The organism is Paraburkholderia azotifigens, from assembly GCF_007995085.1.
GTDB classification, from domain to species: Bacteria; Pseudomonadota; Gammaproteobacteria; order Burkholderiales; family Burkholderiaceae; genus Paraburkholderia; species Paraburkholderia azotifigens.
Map to the genome: position 1 here is coordinate 1,061,252 of NZ_VOQS01000001.1, position 23,641 is coordinate 1,084,892.

The window sequence follows — 23,641 nt, forward strand, 5'->3', positions numbered from 1 at the left end:
TCTGTCGAGGTCTGGATGGGTCCGAAGACACCGGTAAGCGAAGGCGATTTCTTCCGGCAACCACTGCGCGAGCAGATCAACCTGAAGCATTCCTTGGTGAGGCTGGCTGATCTGATCCGGTGGGACCAGCTGGATCGGGCGATGAGTGAGAGCTTTCGCTCGCATCGCGGGCGTCCTGCCACAAGTACGCGGTTGATCGCGGGCCTGCTGTACCTGCAGCATGCCTTCGGCCTGTCGGATGAGGAAGTCGTGTGGCAATGGGTTGAAAATCCATACTGGCAGGTTTTTACGGGCGAAACGTACCTGCAGACGAAGCCACCGGTTGATCCGTCGAGCCTCACGCGCTGGCGCGCGAGGCTGGGTGAGGCCGGCGTAGAGGAGTTGCTGGCCGAGACGATCGAGGCGGCACGGCGCGCGGATGTGATCAAGGCCAGCAGTGCGAAGCGGGTGATTGTCGATACGACGGTGGCAGAAAAGGCCATCGCACATCCGACTGACTCGCGTCTGCTTGAGCGTTGCCGGGAGCATCTGGTTAAAGCAGCCGCGCGTCACGGGTTGAAGCTACGGCAAAACTACAATCGCGAGGCGCCACGCCTGGCTGCCCAGATTGGCAGGTATGCGCACGCGAAGCAGTTCCGGCGCATGAAGAAATCCCTGCGCACGTTGCGCTCGCGCGTGGGCCGTGTGATGCGCGATGTCCAGCGGCAGCTGGATCAGGTTGACGAGGCTGCACGCGCGACGCTGGGTGAACTGATCAACCGTACGAAGCGCATCCTGACGCAGAAGCCGAAAGACAAAAACAAGCTGTACGCCTTGCATGCGCCCGAGGTGGAGTGCCTGTCCAAAGGCAAAGCGCGCAAGCCGTACGAATTTGGTGTGAAAGTGTCGATCGTCACGACACACCGTGAAGGGCTGGTGGTGGGCATGCGTTCGATGCCGGGCAATCCGTACGATGGGCATACGCTGGAAGAAGCGCTTGAACAGGCGCACATTCTGAGTGAGGTAAAGCCTGAGACAGTCTTCGTTGATCGGGGCTATCGGGGCGTTGACATCGAAGGCGTCAAGATCTGGCATCCAGGATTGCGCCGCGGTGTGACGCGAGCGTTGCGTGTGATGATCCGGCGGCGCAGCGCCATTGAGCCAGCTATTGGACACATGAAGAGCGACGGCAAGCTCGGGCGTAACTGGTTGAAGGGTGCTCTGGGTGATGCGCTGCACGCTGTCCTGTGCGGTGCAGGTCACAATCTGCGCCTGATCCTCAGGAAGCTGAGGTTTATTTGTGCGCTCATTCTCGCGATGCTCTATGCAGCCTCTGCGCCGGCGAGTTAGGCAGTTAAACGGACAAGGTAACCGCAGGCGTTACGATGCCGCCTGACAATGGCGACATCGTTCAACCTTGGCGCCAGAAGAAGCCGAAAATGAATTGTTCAGGGGCGACTACTCAAACGAAAAAGCCCGCAGCAATGAACTGCGGGCTTTTTCTTTATCGGCTCTGAAACTCAGTCGTCCGCTTTCGGATCGAGGTCGGGAAACAGCACCTCGGTAAAGCCAAACTTCGAGAAATCCGTGATTCGCATCGGATAGAGCTTGCCGATCAGATGATCGCACTCGTGCTGAACGACACGCGCATGGAAACCCTCGGCGACGCGATCGATTGGTTTGCCGAACTGATCGAAGCCGTGATAGCGGATCATCGACAGGCGACTCACCGCGCCGCGCAAGCCCGGTACCGACAGACATCCCTCCCAGCCCTCCTCCGTATCCAGCGAAACGGGCGTGACGGTCGGATTGATCAGCACCGTTTCCGGCACGGAAGGCGCGTCGGGATAACGTTCGTTATGGCCGAAGCCGAAGATCACCACCTGAAGGTCGACGCCGATTTGCGGTGCTGCCAGCCCCGCGCCGTTAGCGTCGTGCATCGTCTCGAACATGTCGCGAACGAGTTCGTGCAGTTCGGGTGTGTCGAAATGATCGACCGGCTTGGCGATGCGCAACAGGCGCGGGTCACCCATCTTGAGGATTTCGTGGATCATGTTGTGTGCCCCTCCAGGAGCTTACGCATACCATCTTCGTCGAGCACGGGGATGCCAAGTTCCTCGGCTTTCGCGAGCTTGCTGCCCGCTTCCGCACCGGCCACCACGTAATCGGTTTTCTTCGATACCGAACCGGCCACCTTCGCGCCGGCCGCTTCCAGCAACTCTTTCGCTTCGTCGCGGCCCATGTTGGGCAGCGTGCCTGTCAGCACGACCGTCTTGCCCGCCAGCACGCCCTGCGGCGCTTTCGGCGCGGGCGGACCTTCGGGCCATGTGACCTTGCCGGGCGCACGTAACTGCTCGATCACAGTGCGGTTGTGCTCCTCGGCAAAGAACTGATGGATCGCCTCCGCGACGATGGGGCCGACGTCGTTCACTTCGAGCAGTTCTTCGACCGTCGCGCTCATGATGGGATTGAGCGAACCGAAGTGCTTTGCCAGATCCTTCGCGGTCGATTCGCCGACGTGCCGGATACCGAGCGCATAGATGAAGCGCGCCAGTGTTGTGTGCTTGGCCTTCTCCAGCGAGTCGATCAGGTTCTGCGCGGACTTATCGGCGAAACGGTCGAGTTCGGCGAGCGTCGCAAAGCCCAGATTGAAGAGGTCGGCAGGCGTGCGCACCAGATTCAGCTCGACCAGTTGATCGATGATCTTTTCGCCAAGGCCGTCGATATCCAGCGCGCGGCGCTGCGCGAAGTGCCACAGCGCCTGCTTGCGCTGCGCCGGGCAGAACAACCCGCCCGAGCAGCGCGCGATCGCCTCGTCGGGCAGACGTTCGATCGCCGAACCGCACACGGGGCACGCCGTCGGCATCACAAACTCGCGTGCGTCGGCCGGGCGCCGGTCGAGCAGCGCGCCGACCACCTCTGGAATCACGTCGCCCGCGCGCCGCACGATTACGGTGTCGCCGATGCGGATGTCCTTGCGACGCACTTCATCCTCGTTGTGCAGTGTCGCGTTCGTCACGGTCGCTCCGCCGACGAACACGGGCTCGAGGCGCGCAACGGGCGTGATCGCCCCCGTACGTCCGACCTGCACGTCGATGGCGATCAATTTCGTCAGCGCTTCCTGCGCAGGAAACTTGTGCGCGAGCGCAAAGCGCGGCGCGCGCGACACGAAACCCAGCACGTCCTGCTGATCGCGCCGGTTCACCTTGTAGACGACCCCGTCGATGTCGTACGGCAGCGCGTCGCGCTTTTCGCCCACCTTGTGGAAGAAGCCCAGCAGCCCTTCCGCACCCTGCACGACGGCGCGCTCGCTGTTCACGGGCAAGCCCATCTCGTGATACCAGTCAAGCAGTTCGCTGTGCGTGCCCGGCATCTCGTTGCCGTCGAGCACGCCAATTCCATATGCGAAAAACGACAGTGGACGCTGCGCCGTCATCTTCGGATCCAGCTGACGCAGGCTGCCCGCCGCCGCGTTGCGCGGGTTCGCGAATTCGCGCTGTCCCGCGTCACGCTGACGCTGGTTCAGCTTGTCGAAATCGCGCTTGAACATCAGCACTTCGCCGCGCACGTCGACCAGTTTCGGCACGCGTTTGCCCTTGAGCTTGAGTGGAATCGAGCGAATGGTGCGCACGTTTTCGGTCACGTCCTCGCCCGTCGCGCCGTCGCCGCGCGTGGCCGCCTGCGTGAACCGGCCGTCCACATAGCGCAGCGAGATGGCGAGTCCGTCGAACTTCAGTTCGCACGCGTAATCGACGCGCGCGTGATGCAGCGCGTCCGACACGCGCTTGTCGAAGGCCGCGATGTCTTCGTCCGAGAAGCCGTTGTTCAGCGATAGCATCGGACTGTCGTGCACGACAGGCTGAAAGCCGCTAGCGACCTCGCCGCCGACCCGCTGCGTGGGCGAGTCCGGCGTGATCAGATCGGGATGCTCGCTTTCGATCAGCTGCAGTTCCTTGAACAGCTTGTCGTACTCCGCGTCGGGCAGGTCCGGCTGGTCGAGCACGTAGTACGCGTAGTTCGCGCGCTCGAGTTCGTCGCGCAGCCACAACGCCCGCTCGGCAGGTGAACTGGTTGCAGGATCAGTGACTTGGGTTCGGGCCATGCTGTCGGCGTTTCGGCAAGAGTAACGGGATGCCAGATTATCTCAGGAAGCGCTTCCTGTCGCATCGGCCGGATGGCCAGTTTCGTGCGCCCGCAAACCCAGCCGGAACGCACTCCTACAAGTCCTGGCCGATTGGCCAACTGATGGGCAAATCGTTGACAGCGCATGTCCTGCAATGCGACCGTGTCGGCTGCCGTCCATCGCGTGCCGACCATTCACAGCGGCACGCATCGACCGGGAGAATCCGCCGCCATGTCTGCCCTCGTGATCCGTTTCAAGCGACACCTGTTCTGGCTGCTGGCCGCGCTCGCCATCCTGCGGCCAGCGGGCGCCGGGGCCAGCGAACAGGTGATCGACGTGCCGCTCGCACAAGGCGCGTCGATCGCCTATCTGCTTACGCAACAGGACGGCAGCCAGCCTCATTGGATCCTCGTGATGCTGCCCGGCAGCAAGGGCAACCTCGAACTCTCGCAACAGCCCGACGGGGCAATCCGCCTGCGCGAGAAGAACAACTTCCTGATTCGCGCCCGCCATCTGTTCGTCGATGCGCAATTCGCGACTGCCATTGTCGACGCCCCCTCCGATCAACCCGGCGGCTACTCCGATGCGTTCCGTGCGTCGCCGCGTTCAGCTCAGGATCTCGCGCAGGTCGCCATTGATCTGCACAGCCGTTTCCCGCGGGCCAGGCTCGTGCTGGTCGGCACCAGTCGCGGCACCATCTCGACGGCTTATGCGGGCCGTGCGTTGCCCGACGTGTGGGACGCCGTCGTGCACACGTCGACACTCAGCAGTCCCGCGCGCGGCCAGGCCACGCCGCTGATCGGTTTCGACTACGGCGCGATCCATGCGCGGCAGCTATTCGTGCATCACGCTGACGACGGCTGCTTTCTCTGTTCGTACGAAGCGGTGAGACGCATCGCCGAAAGCAGCCAGTACGCGCTGATCACCGTGCATGGCGGCGACGTGCGCGGCGAACCGTGTGAGGCGCTGTCGCATCATGGATTCTATGGAAGGGATGAAGCGGTGGTCGCCGCGATCAAGGCGTGGATCAGCGGGCAGCCGTGGCAGGACGACGTCGGATAGGGCCGCCCACGCCAGCGCTGCCTGACGCGATCGCGAGAACCGGTAAGCGCAAATGAAAACCGCCTGAAGCACCGAGGTGCATCAGGCGGTGTGCTGGTCGGCAGCGAAGAAAGCTTTGTCGCGCGACTCACTCGACGCGCTTGCTGCGCTTACTGGCTGAACAGTCGCCGCGTCGCGGGCGAGCCAGCCGGAATGCCCGCTTGCTCGAGCTTCGCATAAAGCGTCATCAACTGCTTCTCGATGGCGAGCAGCGCGCTTTCCGGCAAAGGACGGCGACCGTCGTCGACCACGCGGCCGCCGATGCGCTCAGCCAGCGACTTCGCGTAATCGCACATCAGACGGAACGGCAGGATATCTTCGTCGGCGACGGGCACGTCCAGCACCAGCGTGATCATCTGGCCGCCCTTGTACGTGAGATCATCGCGCAGGAAGTTGGTGTCGCCGAACTGAAGCATGAAGACGGGGCTTTGCTTCCCGTCGAGCTTGACGAAGCGTGTGCCGTCGCGCGACAGCAGCAGTCCGTCCTGCGATGCAACCGCCTGCACGTAGTTCGCCGACCACGGCGCGCCGTCGGACAGCACGTTGATCGACAGCTGCGCATCGCATTGCGCGGCAAAACCGTCGAGCTCGCGCGCCATCGAGACCGTTTCCATCATGTCCGGAAACTCGGGCGACGCGTCGAGCGCATCCGCGAATTGCTGGACGCCCGTCACGAATTCGGAGAACTCGAGCTCATTGAGCGGGCCGCTTCGGTTCGCAAGCTGCGCGGCCGCGCGCAGTTCCTCGTAGCGCAAGCCGTTTTGCAGCAGCTCCCATGCGCTGCCGCCTTCCGGCTTGCCTTCGATATGCACGGGCTTGCTGCCCGCTCGACGCAGACGCTGTGCAAGCGGCAGCACCTTGTCGCCCGCGACGGGTGCAGCAAGCCTGAGCGGCACGATGCAGTCGATACGCCGATCGACGATGGCGGGTGGCGCCGAAGAAATGGTCGTCGCAGCGGGCAAGATCGGCTCGCTGCGCTCGTCCTCGGCAAGCTGTTCACCCGCGAGCTGCCCGGACGTTTCCTCTTCGGGGAAACCGTTGGGCGACGTATTCTCGGCCTGGATGTCGGCCGGTGTGTCGAGCGGTGCGGCGCCGCCGAAGGTCGGTTCGACGCGCGCGACGTCTGCCTGCTCGCCCGCTGCCGGTTCCCGGCGCGTCGTCGGACGCGCCGGCTCGATGAAGGGGCTCTGCTCGTCCTGGTCGTCCCTGGCGAGCGGTTCTGCCGCATCGGCGGGCATCGGCCGCGGCATCTTGCGACGGACCTTTGCGCCTTGCCACGCGTTATAGACCACCACCCCCCCGACCACCACGGCGCCCGCGCCGATCAAACCGAGTGTCAACTCGTCCATGCACGCTCCATCTGCAATTCTTTTTTGTCGTTGCGCACCATGCCGGTTTCGCGCGGCTGGCAAATGGCACCCGAGGTGACACATACCGCCGCTGCGGGCGAAGACGCGCAGCGAAATCAATTCTGTTTCAGCAACACCCGCGCGCGGCACGACCTGAGACCGGGCGATGCGCGGGTGGACGTTTAAACGATATTCTGGACAAATCCCGCAGCCGTTTCCATGTCGACAGCCACGATCCGCGACACGCCCTGCTCCTGCATCGTCACCCCGATCAGTTGCTGCGCCATTTCCATCGCGATCTTGTTGTGGGAAATGAACAGGAACTGTGTTTTGTCCGACATCGCGCGCACAAGGTTCGCGAAACGCTCGGTGTTCGCGTCGTCAAGCGGCGCGTCCACTTCGTCCAGCAGACAGAACGGCGCCGGATTCAGCTGGAACATCGCGAACACGAGGGCCGTCGCCGTGAGCGCCTTCTCGCCGCCCGACAGCAGGTGAATCGTCGAATTCTTCTTGCCTGGCGGCTGCGCCATGACCTGCACGCCGGCATCGAGAATCTCGTCGCCCGTCATGATCAGCTTCGCCTGCCCGCCGCCGAACAGACGCGGGAACAGCTCGCCGAAATGACGGTTCACTTCGTCGAACGTGCCTTGCAGCAGCGTGCGCGTTTCCTGGTCGATCTTGCGGATCGCGTCTTCGAGCGTTTCGATCGCGTTCGTCAGGTCGGCCGACTGCGCGTCGAGGAACGTCTTGCGCTCCTTCGCCGCCTTCAGCTCGTCGAGCGCGGCCATGTTGACGGGGCCGAGCGCGGCGATCGCGTTGTTGATGCGCGTCACTTCGCCTTGCAGGTACGACGGCTTCATGTCCGGCGTGAGTTTCGCCTGCAGTTCGGCCTCGTCGACGCCCGCCGCCGTCAGTTGCTCGATGAACTGCTCGGCGTTCAGGCGCGCGGCCTGTTCCTTCAGCTGCAACTCGGTGATGCGGTCGCGCAGCGGCTGCAACGCGCGCTCGGTCGTCAGACGCAGTTCGTCTGACGCACGCAGCTTCGCGGTCAGATCGTCGAGTTCGAGACGCGCGGCATGCAGACCCTCTTCCTTGACGCGACGAATATCGAGCGCGTCCTGCAGGCCCGTGTGCGCCGTTTGTTCGTTGATCGTTTCGAGTTCGGCACGGGCGTCTTCGAGCGAGCCGGCCACGCGATCGCTCTGCTCGTGCGCGACCTGAATGCTGCGCTTCAGTTCGTCGATCCGGTTCGCCATGTTGCGCGCGGCGAAGCGCGCGTCGGTCGCGGCGCGGTCGAGATCGCGCGCGCCGTTGCGCGCATTGCTCAGTTCTTCGTCGAGCGACTCGAACGCGAGCTGGTTATCTTCGAAACGTGCCTGCAATTCGGCCAGTTCGGCATCGTGGCGCTCGAAATTCGCTTCCGATTCCGCGCGCAACGCGCGCTGCTCGTCGATCTGCGCGGTGATCTCCTGGAGCTCCTCGCCGATCTGCGTGCTGCGCTGCGTGTAACGCTCGTGCGCCTGCGTGAGCTTGAGCACGTCCATTTGCAGCGCATGCACGCGCTGGGTGGCGCGCTCTGCTTGCTGGCGCACTTCCGTCAGCGCATTCGACGCCTGGGTATGCGCGGCTTCCGCGCGAATCGCCGCGGCCTTCGCCTCTTCGGCGAGCAGCGCCTGTGCACGCACCTGACGCGTCAGGTTTTCGATTTCCTGCTGGCGCGCAAGCATGCCCGCCTGTTCCGAATCGGCGGCATACAGTTGCACGCCGACGCGCGTCACGACATGGCCCGCCTTGACGACGAACGCGCCGCCTTCCGGCAGTTGCGTGCGCATCGACAGCCCCTGCGGCAGATCGTCGGCGACGAAGACGTTGCCGAGCCAGTCGTTGAGCACGGCGCGAATACCGGCATCGTCGATCCGCACCAGCGACAACAGCGGCCGCAGCGACGCCGGAGCCGCGACGGGCTGGCCGGCCGCGGGCGGCGCATAGAACGCGAGCTTGGCGGGCGGCGCGTCGCTGACGAAGTGCTTGACCCAATCGAGGTTCGACACTTCGAGCGCGGCGAGGCGCTCGCGCAGCACCGATTCGAGCGCGGTTTCCCAACCCGCTTCGACATGCAGCTTCTTCCACAGACGCGGCAGCGCGCCGAGTTCGTGCTTGTCGAGCCATGGCTGGATCTTGCCTTCCGTCTGCACGTTCTCCTGCAACTGGCGCAGCGCGGCAAGGCGTGCTTCGAGCTGGTGGATCTGCGCGCTTTCGGCTTGCACGCGCTCCTGGGCGGCGCGGCGTTCGCCGTCGAGACGCGGCAGCGTGTCCTGCGCGTCGGCGAGACGCTCCTGCGCTTCGCGCAGAATCTCTTCGTGCTCGGCGAGCTGCATGCGCAGTTCTTCGAGCTGCGCCTCGTCCGGTGCATCGAGACCGCCCGCTTCCGTCTTCAGACGCTCCTGGCGCTGCTGCAACTGCTGCAACTGCTGGTCGGCATTGCGCTGATGCGCGGCTTCGAGCTTGATCGCCTGCTCGGTCTGCGCGATGCCGGCACGCTCGTCGTTCAGCTGCGACTGCGCATCGCGCCAGCGCGCTTCGAGCGCGGGCATTGCGTCGTGCTTCGCGGCCGCCGCCTCTTCGGCGATGACGGCCTTCTCTTCGCCTTCGCCCAGCTGGATTTCCGCGTCTTCGAGATCGTCCTGCGCCTTTTGCGCCTGCGCGAGCCATTGCTCGCGCTGCGCCGTCAGCGCGGCGATCTGCGCCTGCACACGGTTGCGCGATTCGACGATGAACTTGATTTCGGCTTCGAGGCGGCTCACCTCGGCGTTCGCTTCGTACAGCGCGCCTTGCGCGCCCTGCATCGCGTCGCTGGCCGAATAGTGCGCGACGCGCAGCGTTTCCAGCTGCGCTTCGACTTCACGCAGTTTCGCGGTGTGCGCTTCGAGGTCGATCTGCGCCTGCTCGATCGCGCGCTTCTGCTTGTCCTGCTCGGTGCCCGCTTCGTTCCGGCGCAGCAGCCACAGCAGACGCTGCTTCTCTTCGCCTTCCGCCTGCAAGTCCTTGAACTTCGTTGCGACAACCGCCTGCGCTTCTAGCTTTTCCAGATTCGTCGTGAGTTCACGGACGATATCTTCGACGCGCGTCAGATTCTCGCGCGTGTCGTGCAGACGATTCTCGGTTTCGCGGCGGCGTTCCTTGTACTTCGACACGCCCGCGGCTTCTTCGAGGAATACGCGCAGTTCTTCGGGCTTCGCCTCGATGATCCGCGCGATCATGCCCTGCCCGATGATCGCGTAGGCCCGCGGGCCGAGACCCGTGCCGAGGAAGATGTCCTGAATGTCGCGGCGGCGCGCCGGCAGGTTGTTGATGTAGTAGCTCGAGGTGCCGTCGCGCGTCAGCACGCGCTTGACGGCGATTTCGGCATACTGGCCCCACTGGCCGGCGGCGCGGCCGTCGGCATTGTCGAACACGAGTTCGACGCTGGCGCGGCTACCCGGCTTGCGCGCCGTCGAGCCGTTGAAGATCACGTCCTGCATCGACTCGCCGCGCAGCTCCGAGGCGCGCGATTCGCCGAGCACCCAGCGCACGGCATCGATGATGTTGGACTTGCCGCAACCGTTGGGACCGACCACGCCGACAAGCTGGCCCGGAACCTGGAAATGCGTGGGATCGACGAATGACTTGAAGCCAGCGAGTTTGATCGAGGTCAGACGCACGGCGATATCGCTGTTTGAAAATAATTTATGGAAACGGAACGCGCGGGTTCGATGTGCAAACTGCCTGCGGCTCCCTGCCCGCCTGGCGGCACAACGGAGCGCGAGCCCGCTGCGATTCCGGCGCCGCGGCGCGCGCTACGCTGCACCGCCGGCCAATGAGGGGGAATCATACCATCGCGCGTGGGCGATTCTTACCGTTGCCATCGGGGTCCGTGTCGGTGCCGTCCGGATCGCCGGTTCTCCCGGCGTCCGCCGCTTCGGCGGGCCTCGCGCGGTGCACCCAGCTCGACAGCGCCGAGGCCAGCACGATACAGGCGCCGCCCGCCCACTCGCGCGGACCGGGCACCTCACCGGCGAACAGCCAGGCCGTGAGCGCTGTCACGACGATCTCGAACAGCATGATGATCGACGCCCGGTTCGCCGGCACGCGCGCAAGCCCGTACTGCACGAGCATGTTGTTGGTCGCGAGCACGAAGCCGATTCCGAGCACGAGCAGCACGGCCTCGCCGATGTGCGCGCCCGCGGGCGCCGCTTGAGTCGATTCGAAGAACGACGCGCACGCGCCGAAGATGGCCGCGCCGCCGAAAATCACGGCCGTGCGCATCTCGGCGCGCATGTCCGGCAATTCGCGGCTCGTCTTGAGAATCAGCACGTTGCTCATCGCGAACGACATCCCCGCCGCGAGACCCGCCCATTCGGCCAGGCTCCCCGGTACGGGCAGCCCCAGCTGCGGCGACCACAGCATCATCATCGCCCCCGCCAGCGACAGCGCTGCAAGACCCGCGCCCGCCCACGTCAGCCGTTCGTGCAGGATGAAATGCGCGAAGAGCGCGGTCCAGGCGGGCGTCAGATAGAACAGCAGCAGCACGCGCATCACCTGGCCGTGAATCGCGCCCCACACGAAGCCGAGATTGGTGATGCCCGCGAACAGCGCGAGTGCGGGCAGCAGCCAGTGCCAGCGGACCGTTTTGATCGCGCTGCGCCGGACCAGCAGCACGAACAGGCACCCGGCGCCGCTCGTCAGCGCGCTCGCCGCCGTGCCCGTCACGCCGAGCGCGTGAAGCATGCGCAGCGGATACCAGACCATGCCCCATACGGACGCGCCCATCATGATCGCGAGCGTGGGCCACGCGTTGCGAAGCGAGAGATTCATCGCGCGGCGCTCCCGCCGATGTCCAGCCTGTGTTGCATTGCCTGTCTGCCTCGTGTGTTGCGGACGACGGCGGCGCGTCATCGCTGCCAGCCGTTGCCTCTGAATTCGTTACCGTTGCAATCGGGGTGCTGCCCGCGTTGCGCCGTGCCGGGCGCATGCCGCCTTGTCCGATGCCTTGTCCGATGCCTTGTGCCCCTTGCTCGCAGCGCGCATGCTGCGGCAGCGCGAAGCCTTGTCCGATCGGCCAATGCGCCGTGCCGCGGCCTGCCGACACGCTATAATCGGTCACTCCTCGCCCAAGCCGTCAGCCGTCCGCATGCCAGGCGTTGCCACGCATCCGGGCCTTCACGCCGATGGCTTCAGCGCGCCGCCTTCACCTGTGTCAGTCCACGCCGAACACACGCCCGAACCGCCAAGTGAACCCGCTACTCGACTCCCTTCAGCCCTATCCCTTCGAAAAGCTGCGCTTGCTCTTCAAGGATGTCACGCCGCCCGCGCATCTCTCGCACATCAGCTTCGGGATCGGCGAGCCGAAACATCCAACGCCAGATCTGATCCGCCAGGCCGTGATCGATTCGCTCGGCGGCCTCGCGGCCTATCCGGCGACCGTCGGCGCGCCTGCGCTGCGCGAAGCGATCGCGAAGTGGATCACGACACGCTACAACCTGCCGCCCGTCGATCCCGCCACGCAGGTGCTGCCTGTGGCCGGCTCGCGCGAGGCGCTGTTCGCGCTTGCGCAGACGGTGATCGACCCGAAGAAAAACGCCGGGGGCGAACCTGCGATCGTACTCTGTCCGAACCCGTTCTATCAAATCTACGAAGGCGCGGCGCTGCTGGCGGGCGCGCAGCCTTATTTCGCCAATAGCGACCCGAAACGCAACTTCGCCTGCGACTACCGGGCCATCCCCGCCGACGTCTGGGCGCGCACGCAGCTGCTCTACGTCTGCTCGCCGGGCAACCCGACGGGCGCCGTGCTGACGCTCGACGACTGGCGCGAACTGTTCGAACTGTCGGATCGTCACGGCTTCGTGATCGCGTCGGACGAATGCTACTCCGAGATCTATTTCGACGAGTCGCGGCCACCGCTCGGCGGCCTGGAAGCGGCGCACAAGCTGGGCCGCGGCTTCGAGCGGCTCGTCATGCTGTCGAGCCTGTCGAAGCGCTCGAACGTGCCGGGCATGCGCTCGGGTTTCGTCGCGGGCGACGCGTCGATACTCAAGCAGTTCCTGCTGTACCGCACGTATCACGGCGCGGCATTGTCGACCGTCTACCAGACGGCGAGCATCGCCGCGTGGAACGACGAAACGCACGTGCGCGAAAACCGCGCGATGTACGTGCAGAAGTTTTCGACGGTGACGCCGATGCTCGCCGACGTGCTCGACGTCAAGCTGCCCGACGCCGCGTTCTACCTGTGGGCGAACGTCGCGCGCACGGGCCTGTCGGATACCGAGTTCGCCCAGCGCCTGTACGCCGACTATAATGTGACGGTTCTGCCCGGCTCGTATCTCGCGCGCACCGCGCACGACACGAACCCCGGCCGCGATTTTGTCCGCCTCGCGCTGGTCGCGGGCGTCGACGAATGCACGGAGGGCGTGCAGCGCATCGTCGATTTCTGCCGCTCGCTGAAACGCTAGTTTCTTCGGCAGATTCATGCACGTCGCGGAGCGCCGCCGCTGCGCTCCGCCCTCACCCGCTTTCCGATTTCAACTCTCTCGAAAGAGCACCACGAACATGTCGCAACAACTTCAGCAGATCATCGATAACGCCTGGGACAACCGCGCCGACCTGTCGCCGAAGGCCGCACCCGCCGAAGTGCGCGAAGCCGTCGCGCACGCCATCGAGCAACTGGACAAAGGCGCGCTGCGCGTCGCCGAAAAGAAGGACGGCGACTGGGTCGTCAACCAGTGGCTGAAAAAGGCCGTGCTGCTGTCGTTCCGTCTGGAAGACAACGCGCCGATGCCGGCCGGCGGTTACTCCCAGTTCTACGACAAGGTGCCGTCAAAGTTCGCCAACTACACGGCTGAAGACTTCGCCGCAGGCGGCTTTCGCGTCGTGCCGCCCGCCATCGCGCGCCGCGGCTCGTACATCGCGAAGAACGTCGTGCTGATGCCGTCGTACACCAACATCGGCGCGTACGTCGACGAAGGCACGATGGTCGATACGTGGGCCACCGTGGGCTCGTGCGCGCAGATCGGCAAGAACGTGCACCTGTCGGGCGGCGTGGGCATCGGCGGCGTGCTGGAGCCGCTGCAGGCAAACCCCGTCATCATCGAAGACAACTGCTTCATCGGCGCGCGTTCGGAAGTCGTGGAAGGCGTGATCGTCGAAGAAAACTCGGTGATCTCGATGGGCGTGTATCTCGGCCAGAGCACCAAGATCTACGACCGCGAAACAGGCGAAGTGTCGTACGGCCGCATTCCGGCGGGCTCGGTGGTGGTCGCGGGCAATCTGCCGTCGAAGGACGGTTCGCACAGCCTGTACTGCGCAGTGATCGTCAAGAAGGTCGACGCCAAAACGCGCGCGAAGGTCGGCCTGAACGAACTGCTGCGAGGCGACTGATGGCGAAGGCCGCGACGACTGTCGTCTATGGCATTCCGAACTGCGACACCGTGAAGAAAGCCCGCGTGTGGCTCGAAGAACACGGCGTCGAGTTCGAGTTTCACGACTTCAAGAAGGCGGGCGTGTCGAATGCGCTGGTTCAGGACTGGCTGAAGGACGTGTCGCTGGAGCAGCTCATCAACAAGCGCGGCACGACCTGGCGCGGCCTGTCCGACGTGCACAAGGCGGAAGCCGATACGACGGCGGGCGCGATCGCGCTGATGATCCACAAACCGTCGATCATCAAGCGGCCCGTGGTGGTCGTGAACGGCCGCGTGAAAACGCTGGGCTTTTCCGCCGAGCAGTACGAGACGCTGTTCGGCTGAACGGGCGCAGCACGCCTGCCCGAAGTACCCATGTTGTTGCCGGCCTTCCTGGGCCGGCATTTTTTCACCTGAGTTTGGAACTGCATCGATGTCCGGCACTCTTGCCCTTACCGAAGCCCTGATCGGCCGCGCGTCCGTGACGCCCGACGACCAGAACTGCCAGCGCCTTCTGATCGAGCGCCTGTCGGCGATCGGCTTCGAATGCGAAACGATCGAATCGAATGGCGTGACGAACCTGTGGGCCGTCAAGCGCGGCACCGCAGGCAAGGACGGCAAGCTGCTCGCGTTCGCGGGCCATACCGATGTCGTGCCGACAGGCCCGCTCGAACAATGGACCTCCGCGCCGTTCGAGCCGACCCATCGCGACGGCAAGCTGTACGGCCGGGGCGCCGCCGACATGAAGGCGTCGATTGCCGGCTTCGTGGTGTCGAGCGAAGAGTTCGTGGCCGCGCACCCGCAGCATCGCGGGTCGCTCGCGCTGCTCATCACGAGCGACGAAGAAGGTCCGGCGACGGACGGCACGGTGAAAGTCGTCGAAGCGCTGCAGGCGCGCGGCGAGCGTCTCGACTATTGCGTCGTGGGCGAGCCGACCTCGAGCGTGCAATTCGGCGACATGGTGAAGAACGGCCGCCGCGGCTCGATGTCGGGCAAGCTGACCGTGAAGGGCGTGCAAGGCCATATCGCGTATCCGCATCTGGCGAAGAACCCGGTGCATCTGCTCGCGCCCGCGCTCGCCGAACTGGTCGCCGAGCACTGGGACGAAGGCAACGAATACTTCCCGCCCACGACCTGGCAGGTGTCGAACCTGCACAGCGGCACGGGCGCGACCAACATCATCCCCGGCCATGCCGAGGTGATGTTCAACTTCCGCTTCTCGACGGCAAGCACGGTCGACGGCCTGCAAGGCCGCGTGCACCAGATTCTCGACAAGCATGGTCTCGACTACGATCTGAAGTGGACCGTGAGCGGCCTGCCCTTTCTCACGCCGCGCGGTGAACTGTCGAACGCGCTGGAAAAGGCGATCCACGACGAAACAGGCATCGCGACGGAGCTGTCGACGACGGGCGGCACCTCGGATGGCCGCTTCATCGCGCGCATCTGCAAGCAGGTCGTCGAATTCGGTCCGTTGAATGCGAGCATCCACAAGATCGACGAACATATCGAAGTCGCACATATCGAGCCGCTCAAGAACGTCTACCGACGCGTGCTCGAACAACTGATCGCCTGACGGAGGGCCTCGACTATGACTCATCCGTTTTCCACGGTTCGCGACGTGCTGCGCTACGCGGTGTCGCGCTTCAACCAGGCCGGGCTGGCGTTCGGCCACGGCTCGTCGAACGCTTATGACGAAGCCGCGTATCTCGTGTTGCACACGCTGCATCTGCCCATCGACCTGCTCGAGCCGTTTCTCGACGCGCGCCTGACGCAAGAAGAAATCGAATCGGTGCTGAAGGTGGTCGAACGGCGCGCGAAAGATCGCGTGCCCGCCGCCTACATCACGCAGGAAGCGTGGATGCACGGGCATCGCTTCCATGTCGACGAGCGCGTGATCGTGCCGCGTTCGTTCATCGGCGAACTGTTGCAGGACGGCCTGCAGCCGTATGTCGAGGACCCCGAACAGGTTGGCGCGGTGCTCGAACTGTGCACGGGCTCCGGGTGTCTCGCGATTCTCGCGGCCTACGCATTCCCGAATGCCGATATCGACGCCGTCGACCTGTCGCCCGCCGCGCTCGAAGTCGCGGCCCGCAATGTCCACGAATACCAGCTCGAAGAACGGATCGCGCTCTTCGAAGGCGACCTGTACACGCCGTTGCCCGAGCGCCGCTACGACGTGATCATTACGAATCCGCCGTACGTCAATGCCGATTCGATGAAGGCATTGCCGCCCGAGTACAGGCACGAGCCCGAAATGGCGTTGGCGGGCGGCGCCGACGGCATGGACATCGTGCGCCGCATCATTGCCGATGCGCGCAACTGGCTGACCGACGACGGCGTGCTGGTCGTCGAGATCGGCAACGAACGCGCGCATGTCGAAGCGGCGTTCGGCGGCCTCGACCTCGTGTGGATGTCAACGAGCGCCGGCGACGATAACGTGTTCCTGATCCAGGCCAGCGACCTTCCCGCCAACTGACGTCTGCACGCTGCTACCGCTGCATCGCGCGACGCACGCCGCTCCTCGGGGCGCCGTGCGTCGTGTGCTTTCGGGCTGGCGGATTCGAGGCGAAGCGTTGACTGCCTGACCGCGACGCGGGCGCTTTCTGTAATATGAGCGCGACCGCGCTGCTGGAACCACGAAGTCAACCACGCGCAGCGCGACGGTCATCGCTCGCACGCTTATGCAATTCGACCTGCTCCACATCGGCACACTCGTGTTCCTCGCCCACGCGCTGGGCGTGATCGCGGCGTGCCATGCCATTTTGCATACCCGCACGTCGCAAGGCGCGATCGCGTGGGCGGTGTCGCTTGTCGCGATGCCGTATCTGACGCTCGTCCCGTATCTGTTTCTCGGGCGCAGCAAGTTCGCCGGTTACGCCGACGCGCGCCGCCTCGAAAACGAAACGCTGCGCACGCGCGCGCATCCGCCCGAATGGGACACGGAAGCCTCATCGCACGGCCGTCCGACGGAAGCGCTCGGGCATCACTTCGTGCGCTCGCTCACGCGTCTTTCCGGCATGCCGTTTCTGCCCGGCAACAGCGTGCGTACGCTGGTCAACGGCGAGGCGACGTTCTCCGCGATTCTCGACGCGATCGAGAAGGCGCAGCACTACGTGATCGTCCAGTTCTTCATTGTGCGTGCCGACGCGCTCGGCGACATGCTCAAGGACGCGCTGCTCGCGAAGGCCGCGCAAGGCGTGCGCGTGTATGTGCTGTACGACAGCATCGGCAGCTTCGACCTGCCGCACCGCTACGTCGCGTCGCTGCTCGCGGGAGGCGTGCAGATGCACCCGTTTGCAACGAACCGGAAGTTCGTCAACCGTTTCCAGCTCAACTTTCGCAATCACCGCAAGATCGTTGTGGTGGACGGCGAGCGCGCGTTCGTCGGCGGCCACAACGTCGGCGTCGAGTATCTGGGCGGCAAGCCGCCTCTTTCGCCGTGGCGCGATACGCACATCGAAGTGCGCGGCCCCGTGGTCGCGAGCATCCAGTTCGTGTTCACGGAAGACTGGTACTGGGCCACGCAGGATCTGCCGCAGTTCGACTCGCCGCCTGTCCAGCCCCGCGACGGCATGCACTGCCTCGTCGTGCCGACAGGTCCGGCCGACAAGCAGGAGACCTGCTCGCTGTTCTTCGTCGAAGCGATCAACGCGGCACGCGAGCGCATCTGGATCACGACGCCCTATCTCGTGCCCGACGAAGCCGTGTTCGCTGCGCTGCGACTTGCGGCGCTGCGCGGCGTCGACGTGCGCATCCTGATTCCGAGCCGGCGCGATCATCGCGTGGTGTTCGAAGCGTCGAAGCTCTATGCATACGACTCGATACGAGCCGGCGTGCGCATCTTCCGCTACGGGCCGGGTTTCTTGCATCAGAAGGTGGTGCTGATCGACGACGTGGCGGCCGCCGTGGGCAGCGCGAATCTCGACAACCGTTCGTTCCGCCTGAACTTCGAGATCATGGTGCTGACCGTGGATCACGCCTTTGCCGTCGAGGTCGAAGACATGCTGCTGCGCGACTTCGCCCAATCGTTCGAGATAGACCGCGGCGAGTATCGCAACGCGCCTGCCTGGCGGCGCGTGCTGATGCATGTAGCGCGCCTGTTCGCACCGATACTCTGATGCGTGTTACAGCAGCGCCTCGATGTCGTCCGTGATCGTTTCCGGCTTCGTGGTCGGCGCGTAGCGCTTGACGACCTTGCCGTTGCGGTCGACCAGAAACTTCGTGAAGTTCCACTTGATCGCTTCGAGTCCGAGCACGCCGGGCGCCTCGTCCTTCAAATACCTGAACAGCGGATGCGCATCCGAGCCGTTGACGTCGATCTTGTCGAACATCTGGAACGTGACGCCATAGTTCTTCTCGCAGAACGCGCCGATCTGTGCGGCGTCGCCGGGCTCCTGCTTGCCGAACTGGTTGCACGGAAAACCCAGCACCTGCAGCCCGCGCGCCGCGTATTGCTCGTGCAGCTTCTGCAAGCCCGCATATTGCGGCGTGAAACCGCATTCGCTCGCCGTGTTGACGATCAGCATCACCTTGCCGTCGTAACGTTCGAGACTGACCGGCTCGCCGTCCAGCGTGCGTGCCGAGAAGGAATAAATCGAAGACTTGTCCGCCATGTGTCGCCCTCCAGGAATGTCGTTAGTCTAATGGCTCCCGTGCCGCGCGCCACCTGGCCAATCGGCCAATGCCGGGCGCGCGCCGCGCAGTCTAAAATAGCGTTTTTCTTTCAGCCGGCCTCGTTGTGATCCGCTTCAACCAGTTCAGTCTCGCGCGCGGCACGAAACCGCTTTTCGAACAGACCACGTTCTCGCTCAATCCCGGCGAGAAAGCCGGTCTGGTGGGTGCAAACGGCGCGGGCAAATCGACCCTGTTCTCCGTCCTGCTCGGCGAACTGCACGCCGACGGCGGCGATGCCTCCATGCCGCCGTCGTGGCAGATCGCGCACGTCGCGCAGGAAACGCCCGCCGTCGACAAGACCGCGCTCGAATACACGCTCGACGGCGACGCCGCTCTGCGCGCCATAGAGGCCCGCATCGCTTCCGCCTCCGCCGCGCATGACGGCGCGGCCGAAGCCGAAGCGCACGCCGCCTTCGCCGATGCCGACGGCTACACGGCGCCTGCACGCGCCGAAGCCCTGCTGCTCGGCCTCGGCTTCACGCTCGACCAGACACGTGCCGGCGTCGGCAGCTTTTCGGGCGGCTGGCGCATGCGGCTGAATCTCGCGCAGGCGCTGATGTGCCGCTCGGACCTGCTGCTGCTCGACGAACCGACCAACCACCTGGATCTCGACGCCATCGTCTGGCTCGAAGACTGGCTGCACCGGTATCCGGGCACGCTGGTCGTGATCTCGCACGACCGCGAATTTCTCGATTCGGTCTGCAATGTTACGCTGCATCTCGAGAACCAGCAGATCAAGCGGTACGGCGGCAACTACTCGCAATTCGAAGTGCTGCGCGCGCAGCAGCTCGCGTTGCAGCAGAGCGCATACGAGAAGCAGCGCAAGACCATCGAGCATCTGCAAAGCTTCGTCGACCGCTTCAAGGCGAAGGCGACCAAGGCGCGCCAGGCGCAGAGCCGGATGAAGGCGCTCGAAAAGATGGAACTGATCGCGCCAGCGCATATCGCGTCACCGTTTACTTTCGAGTTCCGCACACCCGACTCGGCACCGAATCCAATGATGGTGATGGAAGACGTGCGCTGCGGCTATCACGCGGCGGACGGCGGCGAGATTCCCATCGTCGAGCGCGTCGCGCTGTCCATCCAGAACGGACAGCGCATCGGCCTGCTGGGCGCGAACGGCCAGGGCAAGTCGACGCTGATCAAGACGCTTGCGGGTACGCTGGAAGCGCTCGGCGGCCATGTGCGCCAAGGCAAGGGCCTGCAGATCGGCTATTTCGCGCAGCATCAGCTGGAAACGCTGCGGCCCGACGACTCGCCCTTGCAGCATCTGGCGCGCCTCGCGCCCGACACGCGCGAACAGGAGTTGCGCGACTTCCTCGGCAGCTTCAACTTTTCTGGCGACATGGCGACAGCCGCCATCGCGCCCTTCTCCGGCGGCGAAAAAGCGCGTCTCGCGCTCGCGCTGATCATCTGGCAGAAGCCTAATCTGCTGCTGCTCGACGAACCGACCAACCACCTCGACCTCGAAACGCGCCACGCGCTGACCATGGCGCTCGCGCAGTTCGAAGGCACGCTGATCCTCGTGTCGCACGATCGGCATTTGCTGCGCGCGACCACGGACCAGTTTATGCTCGTCGCGAAGCACAGGCTGGAGCCATTCGACGGCGATCTCGACGATTACCGCGACTGGCTGCTGCAGCATGCCGCCGAGCAGCGCGCCGCCCTGAAAGCGGCCGACGGCGCGGCAGGGAACGGCAGTGCAGGCGGCGCGGACGCATCGGTGAACCGCAAAGAGCAGCGCCGCCAGGAAGCGGAAACGCGCCAGAAGCTCGCGCATCTGAAGAAGCCGCTGCAAACGCGCATCGCGAAGATCGAAAAGGAAATGGACGCGCTGAACGCAGAAAAGGCGGCGCTCGACGCATTCGTCGCCGATCCCGCCAGCTACGCCGCGGAGCAGAAAACGAAGCTGACGGACGCGATACGCCGTCAGGCGGATGTCAACGCACGACTCGAAACGCTCGAAGCCGAATGGCTCGAAGCGCACGAGGAACTCGAACAAATCGGCTAACGGCCCCTTCGCCCAGGCGAAGGATCAGACAGGGAAGCGAGGCCGCGCCAGCAATCGATGGAGGGCTGGGCATTGTCGTCTACTGCCGCACTGAAGGGCTTGCGCGTGCTCGATCTGACGCGCCTGTTGCCAGGTCCCGTCGCGACGCTCCGGCTCGCTGAAATGGGCGCCGACGTGTTGAAGATCGAAGCGCCCGGCGCCGGCGACGCGACGCGCACGATGATGCAGAGCACAGCCGATCGCGTCGCGGGACGCCCGGGCGCGTTCTATCGGCTCGTGAATCGCGGCAAGCGCGAAACGCGGCTCGATCTGAAGTCGGAAGGCGGGCGCACCGTGCTGATGGCGCTGGCGCGCGAGGCAGACGTGCTGGTCGAGAGCTTCCGGCCGGGCGTGATGGACCGGCTCGGTGTCGGCTATCAAGTCCTGCGCGTGAGCAACCCGAAGCTCGTCTATTGCGCGATCTCCGGCTACGGCACGGACGGTCCGTATGCGCAGCTGGCGGGACACGATCTGAACTACATCGCGTATGCGGGCGTGCTCGATCAACTCGCGTCGCATGATGGCGCGCCCATCCTGCCCAACTTCCAGATCGCGGATCTGCTCGGCGGCGCGCTGTCGGCCGTCAATCAGATACTCGCGGCGCTCTGGGCCGTAGCGCGAGGCGGAGACGGACGTTTCGTCGATGTGTCGATGGCGCATTGCACGTACACGAACAACGTCGTCGCCCAGGTCGCGCTCGCCAACGACGGCACGGCGCCCGTCGCAGGGAGCAGCTTGCTGAACGGCGGCGTGCCCTGCTACAACCTGTACCGCACGCTCGACGGACGGTGGCTCGCTGTCGGCGCGCTGGAACTGAAATTCTGGGAAACGCTGTGCATGGCGCTCGACCGCCCGGATTGGGCGACGCGCCACTGGAGTCTTGGCCAGTCGATCGCCGGCCCGGACGCCGTTCAGCTGATCAAGGACATGGCCGATGTGATTGCCACGCGTCCGCTCGACGAATGGCTGACGCTGCTGGTGCCGCTGGATTGCTGTGTGGCACCCGTGCTGACGCCGGCGGAAGCCGCCCAGCATCCGCTATTCAACGAGGCCGCGCGCGAGGCGTTGCTGGCGCAGGCGAGCGACGAGGAATCCGAATAGGCGCGGGCGACGACTTGTGCTCAACGCCGCGGCAAGGTTTGCCGGGGCTCCCGCTCGTCGTCGATCAGGCGGTGCTTGCGGCCTTCTACGTGATGGCGGATCGTCTCCCGCACTTCGTCGGCTGTCACGTTTTCTGCCACCACACGCCGCGAAATCTGCCCCGTCGTGTCGATCCATTCGACGATCCGGCAGCCGCCGCCCCACGGCCCTTGAATGGGTGCGGAAACCCGGCAGCCGCGCAGGTTCGAGAGAAACTCGCCCGAGGATTGATGAGACTGTTTCAAGACGTCTTCCTTTTCCACTCGTGACATTGCATTTCACGAGGATAGGGAAAACGAAAGTCGCTTGGGTTACAGCTAAGGTTCGGAAATTTACAGCGGATTACGTCAGAAAGCGGGCACGATCCGCCTCAGTCTGAACGTCGTCATTCAAGCGTACGGATACGGTCGATTGCCTGCTCGATGCGCTCGACGGCGATGACCTGCAAGCCGTCGATAGCCTGTTTCGGCGCATTCGCCTTCGGAATCAGCGCAATCGAAAAGCCGAGTTTGGCGGCTTCCTTCAGACGCTCCTGGCCGCGCGGCGACGGACGGATTTCGCCCGCCAGCCCCACTTCGCCGAAAACGATCAGGCCCTTCGGCAGCGGCTTGTTGCGCATCGACGAGTGAATGGCGAGCAGCACGGCGAGGTCGGCGGCGGGTTCGGTGATTTTCACGCCGCCCACGGCATTGAGGAACACGTCCTGATCGAAACACGCAATGCCCGCGTGGCGGTGCAGCACGGCAAGCAGCATCGCGAGCCGGTTCTGCTCGAGACCGACGGCGAGCCGGCGCGGATTCGGCACGTTCGCCGCGTCCACGAGCGCCTGCACTTCGACCAGCAGCGGCCGCGTGCCCTCCTGCGTGACCAGCACGCACGAGCCCGGCACGATCTGCTCGTGCTGCGACAGGAACAGCGCCGACGGATTCGCGACGCCGCGCAGTCCGCGCTCCGTCATCGCGAATACGCCTAGTTCGTTGACGGCGCCGAAGCGGTTCTTGAACGCGCGCACGAGGCGAAACGACGAGTGCGTGTCGCCTTCGAAATACAGCACGGTATCGACGATGTGCTCGAGCACGCGCGGGCCCGCCAGGCTGCCTTCTTTTGTCACGTGGCCGACCATGATGATCGCGGTGCCCGACTGCTTGGCCACGCGCGTCAGCTGCGCCGCGCACTCGCGGACCTGCGCGACCGAGCCTGGCGCGGACGTCAGCGCTTCTGAATAGATGGTCTGGATCGAATCGATGACGGCGACGTCCGGCTTTTCCTCGGCAATCGTCGCCTGAATTTTTTCCAGCTGGATTTCGGCAAGCAGTTTCAGGTCGGTTGCATGCGAACCCGGTTCGAGCAGCGACAACCGTTGCGCACGCAACGCAATCTGGGCCGCCGATTCCTCGCCGCTCACATAGAGCGCGCGACGCTCGCTGGCGATTTCCGCGAGCGATTGCAGCAGCAGCGTCGACTTGCCGATACCCGGATCGCCGCCGATCAGCACCACGCCGCCCGCCACCAGCCCGCCGCCGAGCACCCGGTCGAATTCGCCGACGCCCGTCGAGAAACGCGGCACGTCCGACGCTTCGATATCGGACAGCTTCTGCACCGGCTGGCTCTTCGCCAGCGACTGGAAGCGGTGCGCGGAGGGCGACTCCGCGACCGTTTCGACGAGCGTGTTCCACGCATGACACGCAGGGCACTGGCCCTGCCACTTCGGAGACTGCCCGCCGCACTCGGTGCAGGTGTACAACGTTTTCTGTTTAGCCAACTTGTTTCGTCACGCGTCGTTGTTCGTTAT

Annotated in this window: 18 protein-coding genes; 10 read left to right on the plus strand and 8 right to left on the minus strand. The window is 64.5% G+C overall.

The genetic code is table 11. The annotated features are described in order from the left end of the window. The first annotated feature begins 15 nt into the window (after window positions 1-15). Window positions 16-1,329 carry an IS5 family transposase gene (locus FRZ40_RS04690; RefSeq protein ID WP_147233505.1) on the plus strand — a complete coding sequence of 438 codons (1,314 nt, stop codon included), beginning with the start codon at window positions 16-18 and terminating at the stop codon, window positions 1,327-1,329. Between the two features lie 170 nt (window positions 1,330-1,499). Here FRZ40_RS04690 and def read toward each other — a convergent pair whose 3' ends face one another. Both def and ligA read right to left on the minus strand, forming a co-directional pair. Next, window positions 1,500-2,033 carry a peptide deformylase gene (gene def / locus FRZ40_RS04695; protein ID WP_028368452.1) on the minus strand — a complete coding sequence of 178 codons (534 nt, stop codon included), beginning with the start codon at window positions 2,031-2,033 and terminating at the stop codon, window positions 1,500-1,502. Further along, entirely contained in the window at window positions 2,030-4,081 is a 2,052-nt protein-coding gene (gene ligA, locus FRZ40_RS04700; RefSeq protein WP_028368453.1) for an NAD-dependent DNA ligase LigA, read from the minus strand. The genes def and ligA overlap by 4 nt, the downstream gene beginning before the upstream one ends. Window positions 4,082-4,246: 165 nt before the next feature. Here ligA and FRZ40_RS04705 point away from each other — a divergent pair, with 165 nt between their 5' ends. After that, window positions 4,247-5,164 carry an alpha/beta fold hydrolase gene (locus FRZ40_RS04705; protein ID WP_240057087.1) on the plus strand — a complete coding sequence of 306 codons (918 nt, stop codon included), beginning with the start codon at window positions 4,247-4,249 and terminating at the stop codon, window positions 5,162-5,164. Between the two features lie 149 nt (window positions 5,165-5,313). Here the strand turns inward: FRZ40_RS04705 and FRZ40_RS04710 are convergent, their stop codons facing one another. The 3 genes from FRZ40_RS04710 to FRZ40_RS04720 all read right to left on the minus strand — a co-directional run bounded on the left by FRZ40_RS04710 (window position 5,314) and on the right by FRZ40_RS04720 (window position 11,406). Continuing rightward, complete coding sequence (locus FRZ40_RS04710) at window positions 5,314-6,552, minus strand: cell division protein ZipA C-terminal FtsZ-binding domain-containing protein (RefSeq protein ID WP_147233506.1); 1,239 nt, start codon at window positions 6,550-6,552, stop codon at window positions 5,314-5,316. A gap of 182 nt (window positions 6,553-6,734) precedes the next feature. Then, entirely contained in the window at window positions 6,735-10,253 is a 3,519-nt protein-coding gene (gene smc, locus FRZ40_RS04715; RefSeq protein ID WP_147233507.1) for a chromosome segregation protein SMC, read from the minus strand. Window positions 10,254-10,419: 166 nt separating this feature from the next. Next, window positions 10,420-11,406 (minus strand): DMT family transporter, encoded by a 987-nt coding sequence (locus FRZ40_RS04720; protein WP_028368457.1) that lies wholly within the window; start codon window positions 11,404-11,406, stop codon window positions 10,420-10,422. A gap of 416 nt (window positions 11,407-11,822) precedes the next feature. Here FRZ40_RS04720 and dapC point away from each other — a divergent pair, with 416 nt between their 5' ends. From dapC to cls, 6 genes are all read left to right on the plus strand, one after another. Next, the gene (gene dapC / locus FRZ40_RS04725; protein ID WP_147233508.1) at window positions 11,823-13,040 is read left to right on the plus strand and encodes a succinyldiaminopimelate transaminase; all 1,218 of its coding nucleotides are present in this window, start codon (window positions 11,823-11,825) and stop codon (window positions 13,038-13,040) included. A gap of 97 nt (window positions 13,041-13,137) precedes the next feature. Then, on the plus strand, window positions 13,138-13,965 hold the full coding sequence (dapD, locus tag FRZ40_RS04730) for a 2,3,4,5-tetrahydropyridine-2,6-dicarboxylate N-succinyltransferase (protein ID WP_028368459.1): 828 nt from the start codon (window positions 13,138-13,140) through the stop codon (window positions 13,963-13,965). Then, window positions 13,965-14,330 (plus strand): ArsC family reductase, encoded by a 366-nt coding sequence (locus FRZ40_RS04735; RefSeq protein ID WP_028368460.1) that lies wholly within the window; start codon window positions 13,965-13,967, stop codon window positions 14,328-14,330. The genes dapD and FRZ40_RS04735 overlap by 1 nt, the downstream gene beginning before the upstream one ends. Window positions 14,331-14,418: 88 nt before the next feature. Then, on the plus strand, window positions 14,419-15,558 hold the full coding sequence (gene dapE, locus FRZ40_RS04740) for a succinyl-diaminopimelate desuccinylase (RefSeq protein WP_147233509.1): 1,140 nt from the start codon (window positions 14,419-14,421) through the stop codon (window positions 15,556-15,558). Between the two features lie 15 nt (window positions 15,559-15,573). After that, window positions 15,574-16,461, plus strand: a complete 888-nt coding sequence (gene prmB / locus FRZ40_RS04745) for a 50S ribosomal protein L3 N(5)-glutamine methyltransferase (RefSeq protein WP_147233510.1) — start codon at window positions 15,574-15,576, stop codon at window positions 16,459-16,461. 205 nt (window positions 16,462-16,666) lie between these two features. Next, complete coding sequence (cls, locus tag FRZ40_RS04750) at window positions 16,667-18,103, plus strand: cardiolipin synthase (protein ID WP_147233511.1); 1,437 nt, start codon at window positions 16,667-16,669, stop codon at window positions 18,101-18,103. Window positions 18,104-18,109: 6 nt separating this feature from the next. On the opposite strand, the gene FRZ40_RS04755 is transcribed toward cls, so the two are convergent. Continuing rightward, the gene (locus tag FRZ40_RS04755; RefSeq protein WP_028368464.1) at window positions 18,110-18,598 is read right to left on the minus strand and encodes a glutathione peroxidase; all 489 of its coding nucleotides are present in this window, start codon (window positions 18,596-18,598) and stop codon (window positions 18,110-18,112) included. Window positions 18,599-18,723: 125 nt separating this feature from the next. On the opposite strand from FRZ40_RS04755, the gene FRZ40_RS04760 reads away from it, so the two are divergent. Beyond that, entirely contained in the window at window positions 18,724-20,670 is a 1,947-nt protein-coding gene (locus tag FRZ40_RS04760) for an ATP-binding cassette domain-containing protein (RefSeq protein ID WP_028368465.1), read from the plus strand. 57 nt (window positions 20,671-20,727) lie between these two features. After that, complete coding sequence (locus tag FRZ40_RS04765) at window positions 20,728-21,810, plus strand: CaiB/BaiF CoA transferase family protein (protein ID WP_193566968.1); 1,083 nt, start codon at window positions 20,728-20,730, stop codon at window positions 21,808-21,810. A 20-nt stretch (window positions 21,811-21,830) separates the two neighbouring features. Here the strand turns inward: FRZ40_RS04765 and FRZ40_RS04770 are convergent, their stop codons facing one another. Together FRZ40_RS04770 and radA are read right to left on the minus strand one after the other, a co-directional pair. Continuing rightward, window positions 21,831-22,094 (minus strand): DUF2866 domain-containing protein, encoded by a 264-nt coding sequence (locus FRZ40_RS04770; RefSeq protein WP_028368467.1) that lies wholly within the window; start codon window positions 22,092-22,094, stop codon window positions 21,831-21,833. Between the two features lie 140 nt (window positions 22,095-22,234). Further along, window positions 22,235-23,611, minus strand: coding sequence for a DNA repair protein RadA (radA, locus tag FRZ40_RS04775; protein WP_028368468.1), 1,377 nt, complete (start codon window positions 23,609-23,611; stop codon window positions 22,235-22,237). Window positions 23,612-23,641 lie beyond the last annotated feature (30 nt).

What these genes read in the sequence shown, in the direction of transcription:
- FRZ40_RS04690 (WP_147233505.1), top strand. Translation starts at nt 16, where the DNA reads ATGGGTCCGAAGACACCGGTAAGCGAAGGCGATTTCTTCCGGCAACCA.
- def (WP_028368452.1), bottom strand. Translation starts at nt 2,033, where the DNA reads ATGATCCACGAAATCCTCAAGATGGGTGACCCGCGCCTGTTGCGCATC.
- ligA (WP_028368453.1), bottom strand. Translation starts at nt 4,081, where the DNA reads ATGGCCCGAACCCAAGTCACTGATCCTGCAACCAGTTCACCTGCCGAG.
- FRZ40_RS04705 (WP_240057087.1), top strand. Translation starts at nt 4,247, where the DNA reads ATGTCCTGCAATGCGACCGTGTCGGCTGCCGTCCATCGCGTGCCGACC.
- FRZ40_RS04710 (WP_147233506.1), bottom strand. Translation starts at nt 6,552, where the DNA reads ATGGACGAGTTGACACTCGGTTTGATCGGCGCGGGCGCCGTGGTGGTC.
- FRZ40_RS04720 (WP_028368457.1), bottom strand. Translation starts at nt 11,406, where the DNA reads ATGAATCTCTCGCTTCGCAACGCGTGGCCCACGCTCGCGATCATGATG.
- dapD (WP_028368459.1), top strand. Translation starts at nt 13,138, where the DNA reads ATGTCGCAACAACTTCAGCAGATCATCGATAACGCCTGGGACAACCGC.
- FRZ40_RS04735 (WP_028368460.1), top strand. Translation starts at nt 13,965, where the DNA reads ATGGCGAAGGCCGCGACGACTGTCGTCTATGGCATTCCGAACTGCGAC.
- dapE (WP_147233509.1), top strand. Translation starts at nt 14,419, where the DNA reads ATGTCCGGCACTCTTGCCCTTACCGAAGCCCTGATCGGCCGCGCGTCC.
- prmB (WP_147233510.1), top strand. Translation starts at nt 15,574, where the DNA reads ATGACTCATCCGTTTTCCACGGTTCGCGACGTGCTGCGCTACGCGGTG.
- cls (WP_147233511.1), top strand. Translation starts at nt 16,667, where the DNA reads ATGCAATTCGACCTGCTCCACATCGGCACACTCGTGTTCCTCGCCCAC.
- FRZ40_RS04755 (WP_028368464.1), bottom strand. Translation starts at nt 18,598, where the DNA reads ATGGCGGACAAGTCTTCGATTTATTCCTTCTCGGCACGCACGCTGGAC.
- FRZ40_RS04765 (WP_193566968.1), top strand. Translation starts at nt 20,728, where the DNA reads ATGGAGGGCTGGGCATTGTCGTCTACTGCCGCACTGAAGGGCTTGCGC.